Here is a 1,948-nt window from a genome sequence, read left to right as displayed (position 1 = left end):
CACAGCCGCATCCATATCGGTGATCGCGCGGCCCTGCACAATAATTTGCGCACGCGTATCGCTAGTGGGTTTAATCAAGATGGGGTTCATATCCGTATGCGGCTGCAAACCGGCGGCCTGTGCTTGCAGCGCTTGTGCCCGGCCAATCTCGCCGCCATCAACAGTGACAGCAGAATTGAGGGCCATATTTTGCGGCTTGAAGGGAACAACCGAAATGCCGCGATTTTTTAAAATACGGCAGAGGGCAGCGACCAAAGTGGTTTTACCGGCATCTGAAGTGGTGCCTTGAATCATTAAGGTTTTTACATTTTCATTGAAGAGACTTACCACTCAATCCCCTTCTGTGCTTTCACGCCCGCATTAAACGCATGCTTGACGGATTTCACTTCGCTAAACGTATCTGCCAAATCTTCCAGATATTTTTTAGCGCCGCGCCCGGTGATAATCACATTTTGATTGAGCGGACGGTTTTGAATGGCGGCGACTACCTTATCTTTATCGAGATATTTGTAATTGAGCATATAGGTTAATTCGTCGAGCAGTACCAGATGAATATCGGGATCGCGAAATACATGTTCACATTCTGCCCAGACTTTTTCCGCCGCTTCTTTATCTTGCTCAGCACTTTGGGTTTCCCAGGTGAAGCCGGTACCCATCACAAAATATTCCAACTGCGGGCTGGCGCCGCGAAAAATACTTTCAGTTAAAAAGTTTTTCTCACCGCATTCCCAAGTGCCTTTAATAAATTGCACGATTGCGACTTTGTAGCCATGACCGAGACAGCGCAATGCTGTACCAAAACCCGATGAACTTTTCCCTTTACCATCGCCGGTTAATACAATCACCACACCGCGCTCTTCGTCGGCACGTGCAATCGCTGCATCGACAATTTCTTTGCGCTGTTGCATGCGCTCCTGGTGGCGTTTGGCTTTTTCATCGCTCTGGCTATGGTCGTCGGTCATGGCAATTCTCTTTGATCTATTAGTTTTTGATTTTTGATGACTGGTGGGTGTCGCTTGCGCTCCTCCCACCCTACACAGGATTAATTAAAAACGATAGGTGATGCTGGCTTCGTAATTGCGTTCCGGTTGTGGATAATAATATTTTGCAGCTTGCCGGGAGGAATAGCCCTGAAAACCGGAATGGCGTTCGTTAGTAACATTTTTAATGCGCCCAGCGATTTCCACCTGCGCAACTTGCCAAATCACATTGAGATTAAACAACTGCACTGGCGCCACTTTAGGGTAGCTATTGGTCTCGTCACCGGACAAATAGCGTGAGCCTGTATAGGTTGAATCCAAAACAAAGCTCAGCGTATCAATTGGTGTAAACACAATGCCCAGATTGGCAACATGAGCGCTTACGTAAGGTACCTCTTTGCCTTTAAAACTACCCGCCGTTACTTCAGCATCTGTGTATGTGTAATTAGCAGTTAATGCAATTTCGTCGCTCAGCGTTAAACCACCATCAAACTGAAAACCCTGACGTTCGGTATCGGGCAAGTTGATATTGGCGTAGGCAATTGCGTCAAAGGTTATTTCGTCATTGAGTGTCATTTGATACAGACTGTAAGACACATGGGCGCGCTCACCCGCCCAAGCAACACCGGTTTCATAAGACTCACTGGTTTGTACCTCCAAAAAATTCACTCCCGTCAACACCAAACCATTTTCATCGGCATTAGCAAAACGGAAACCTTCCGCGTAGCGCGCAAACAAACGCCAGCCATTATCTATTTGATAGTTCACGCCCAACTCTTTAGCGTTAATGCTGTCATCATGGGTTTTGGTCAGCGAGTAATTAGTATCATCCACAGCCGCGTAACGCAGGCCAGTGCTCAGACTAAATTGTTGACTGAGGGGGTAAACCAGATGGCCGTAATAACCTTCAACCAACTGGCTAATTTTGTGATAACCGACATAGTCAGCATCGGTGCGGTCATAACCCA

The 1,948-nt window shown here is 47.2% G+C and carries 3 protein-coding genes; all 3 read right to left on the bottom strand.

Annotation, left to right across the window (positions count from 1 at the left end):
• On the bottom strand, nt 1-294 hold a 294-nt coding region (locus ACWA6V_RS21060; protein ID WP_449524318.1), incomplete at its 3' end, for a nucleotide-binding protein.
• A 29-nt stretch (nt 295-323) separates the two neighbouring features.
• Nucleotides 324-962, bottom strand: coding sequence for a cob(I)yrinic acid a,c-diamide adenosyltransferase (gene cobO / locus ACWA6V_RS21055; protein WP_449524317.1), 639 nt, complete (start codon nt 960-962; stop codon nt 324-326).
• A gap of 84 nt (nt 963-1,046) precedes the next feature.
• Nucleotides 1,047-1,948: TonB-dependent receptor domain-containing protein (locus ACWA6V_RS21050; RefSeq protein WP_449524316.1), on the bottom strand; the 902-nt coding region annotated here is incomplete at its 5' end.

This window comes from Cellvibrio sp., assembly GCF_053579595.1.
The sequence above is the reverse complement of the archived record's forward strand: the minus strand, read 5'-3'. Positions and strand labels throughout refer to the sequence as shown.

Coding starts and splice junctions, on each gene's coding strand:
- cobO (WP_449524317.1), bottom strand. CDS start 962: ATGACCGACGACCATAGCCAGAGCGATGAAAAAGCCAAACGCCACCAG.